This window comes from Streptomyces sparsus, from assembly GCF_054776295.1.
Window position 1 is genome coordinate 1 of the sequence record NZ_BAAHCA010000589.1, and the last position, 3124, is coordinate 3124.

Consider the following 3124-nt stretch of genomic DNA (forward strand, 5'->3'; position numbering starts at 1 on the left):
CGGCGGCGGCTCCGCCGGCCACCGCACCGACCCCCGCGGCGGCGGGAATGCCCACCTTCGCCGCCTTCCGGCCGGTCCGGTAGTCGCGCAGCCGCCAGCCGTTTTTGCGAGCGTGTGTGCGCAGTCGGCTGTCAGGATTGATCGCATACGGATATCCGACGAGCGACAGCATCGGAATGTCGTTCGCCGAGTCGCTGTACGCGGCGCAGCGGTCCAGGTCCAGGTCCTCCGCGGCGGCCAGTGCGCGCACGGCCTCGGCCTTCGCCGGTCCGTGCAGCGGCTCGCCGACGAGGCGCCCGGTGTAGACGCCGTCCACCGACTCGGCGACCGTGCCCAGCGCCCCGGTCAGGCCCAGTCGGCGGGCGATGATGGTGGCCGTCTCCACGGGAGCCGCGGTGACCAGCCACACCTTCTGCCCGGCGTCCAGGTGGGCCTGGGCGAGCGCCCGGGTGCCGGGCCAGATGCGGCCGGCCATGTACTCGTCGTAGACGTCCTCGCCGATCTCGGTCAGTTCCGAGACCCGGTGGCCCCGGACGATGGACAGTGCGCTGCTGCGCACGTCCGCCATGTGCTCGGGGTTCTCCGAGCCGGCGACGCGGAAGTAGGTCTGCTGCCACGCGAACCGGGCGAGTTCGCGCTTGCGGAAGAAGTCGCGCTTGTAGAGGCCCCGGCCGAGGTGGAACAGGGCGGCGCCCTGCATCACGGTGTTGTCCAGGTCGAAGAAGGCCGCCGCCCGGACGTCGCCGGCCACCGGGAACTCGGGTTCGTCCGGTGCCGGCCTGTCCACCTCGGTCTTGCGGGCCGCCTCGGCGGCGGCCTCGCCGGCCAGGACGCTGCGTGCGGTCGCGAAGCGCTTACGGGGGGTGAGCCAAGCCAGTGAGCCCATGCGGCGAGCATAGCCACTGGGGCCGGCTCCTCCGGTTACGCGGGGATGGCCGGGCCGGGGCGGGCGGGACAATGTCCGTATGAAGACCGTCACGTTGATCGGAAAGCCCGGCTGCCACCTCTGCGACGACGCCCGCCGCGTCGTGGCGCAGGTCTGCGCCGAGACCGGATCGGCCTGGGAGGAGAAGGACATCACCCAGGACCCCGAGCTGTACGACGCCTACTGGGAGCAGATCCCGGTGGTGCTGGTCGACGGCGCCCAGCACGACTTCTGGCGGGTGGACCCGCGCCGGCTGCGCAGTGCGCTGGGAGCTTGACCGGGACTCGACTACCATCAAGTTCGTTTTGCGGTCCGGGGGCGTATACGTGAGGAGTGTGGCCGCGTGTCCCCATTGCAGTATGTGGCGCCGGTCACTTCGGACAGACAAAACGGACATCATCTTTGTGCACGCGTTCACAAAGGCATAGCCTGGAGTCGCTGGGGCGGCCCGGACGTGCGTGACGCACGTGGCCGCTCACCTCTTCGCGTAAACGGCAGGAGCACCGTGGCAACTGGCCGAACTCATCGACCGGCGACTCGGAGCCGAGGGATTCCCGAGGCTACCGTCGCCCGTCTTCCGCTGTACCTGCGGGCCCTGACGGCGCTGTCCGAGCGCTCGGTCCCCACGGTGTCGTCGGAGGAACTGGCCACCGCGGCCGGGGTGAACTCGGCCAAGCTCCGCAAGGACTTCTCCTACCTGGGCTCCTACGGGACCCGCGGCGTCGGCTACGACGTCGAGTACCTCGTCTACCAGATCTCACGCGAGCTGGGCCTCACCCAGGACTGGCCGGTCGTCATCGTCGGCATCGGCAACCTCGGCGCCGCACTCGCCAACTACGGCGGGTTCGCCTCCCGGGGCTTCCGGGTGGCCGCGCTGATCGACGCCGATCCGGCCATGGCCGGCAAGCCGGTCGCGGGCATCGACGTCCAGCACACCGACGAGCTGGAGAAGATCATCGACGACAACGGGGTGTCGATCGGCGTGATCGCCACCCCCGCCGGCGCGGCCCAGCAGGTCTGCGAGCGACTGGTCGCCGCCGGAGTCACCTCCATCCTCAACTTCGCGCCCACCGTGCTGTCCGTGCCGGACGGCGTCGACGTGCGCAAGGTCGACCTCTCCATAGAACTGCAGATCCTCGCCTTCCACGAGCAGCGCAAGGCCGGCGAGGAAGCGCTGCTGGAGGAGGAGACCGGGGGGCCCGTCGCGCCCCCGGCGGCCACCGTCACGCGCCGCCGCCCCTCGACGGCCGCCGCCCGCGAGGACGGCACCGGCACCACCTCCGGGCCCGAGTCGGGACCTGACGGGGACGTCCCCGCCGTGATGCCGGCATGAGCCTCCTGGTCGTCGGACTCAGCCACCGCAGCGCGCCGGTCAGCGTGCTGGAACGCGCCGCGCTGCCCCCCGCACTGCGCGGCCGGCTGCTGCAGGACGTGGTGGGCGCCGAACCCGCCACCGAGGCGGCCGTGCTGTCCACCTGCAACCGCATCGAGCTGTACGCGGACGTGGACAAGTTCCACGCCGGGGTCGCCGAGCTCTCCACCCTGCTGGCGCACCACAGCGGCGTCGGCCTGGAGGAGCTCACCCCCTACCTCTACGTGCACTACGAGGACCGGGCCGTCCACCACCTGTTCTCGGTGGCCTGCGGACTGGACTCGATGGTGGTCGGCGAGGGGCAGATCCTCGGCCAGATCAAGGACGCGCTGGCCGTCGCACAGGAACAGCACAGCGCCGGCCGGCTGCTCAACGACCTCTTCCAGCAGGCGCTGCGCGTCGGCAAGCGCGCCCACAGCGAGACGGGGATCGACAAGGCCGGCCAGTCGCTGGTCACCTTCGGCCTGGAACAGCTGGCCGACGGCGCCGAGATCACCGAGTGGGGCCGCGGTCTGCGCGCCCTGGTGATCGGTGCGGGCTCGATGTCCTCGCTGGCCGCCACCACGCTCGCCCGCGCGGGCGTCACCGAACTGGTGATCGCCAACAGGACGTTGGAGCGTGCCCGGCGGCTGGCCGACACCCTCGCCGAGCAGAGCGGCGCGGAGCTGGCGACCCGCGTGGTCCCCATGTCCGAGGTGACGGGCGAACTGGTGTCCGCCGACGTGGTGGTGTCCTGCACCGGCTCCACCGGACTGGTGCTGTCCGCGGCCGTCGTCGAGGCCGCGGTCGCGGAGCGCCTGCGGGGCGCCGGACCCGACGGCACGCCC

Annotated in this window: 4 protein-coding genes; 3 read left to right on the forward strand and 1 reads right to left on the reverse strand. The window is 71.5% G+C overall.

The window, feature by feature from the left end; all coding sequences use genetic code 11:
* Positions 1-886 (reverse strand): HAD family hydrolase (locus ACYVE9_RS20655; RefSeq protein ID WP_461029379.1); only part of this gene is annotated, 886 nt, incomplete at its 3' end.
* Between the two features lie 79 nt (positions 887-965).
* Between ACYVE9_RS20655 and ACYVE9_RS20660 the strand changes: the two genes are divergently transcribed.
* The 3 genes from ACYVE9_RS20660 to hemA form a co-directional block, all read left to right on the forward strand.
* A complete protein-coding gene (locus ACYVE9_RS20660) occupies positions 966-1202 on the forward strand; it encodes a glutaredoxin family protein (protein ID WP_461029380.1) in 237 nt (78 codons plus the stop codon).
* 228 nt (positions 1203-1430) lie between these two features.
* Complete coding sequence (locus tag ACYVE9_RS20665) at positions 1431-2258, forward strand: redox-sensing transcriptional repressor Rex (RefSeq protein WP_461029381.1); 828 nt, start codon at positions 1431-1433, stop codon at positions 2256-2258.
* Positions 2255-3124: glutamyl-tRNA reductase (gene hemA, locus ACYVE9_RS20670; protein ID WP_461029382.1), on the forward strand; the 870-nt coding region annotated here is incomplete at its 3' end. The genes ACYVE9_RS20665 and hemA, both read left to right, overlap by 4 nt.

Excerpts from the sequence above, each read along its gene's own strand:
- ACYVE9_RS20660 (WP_461029380.1), top strand. The coding sequence starts at position 966 with ATGAAGACCGTCACGTTGATCGGAAAGCCCGGCTGCCACCTCTGCGAC.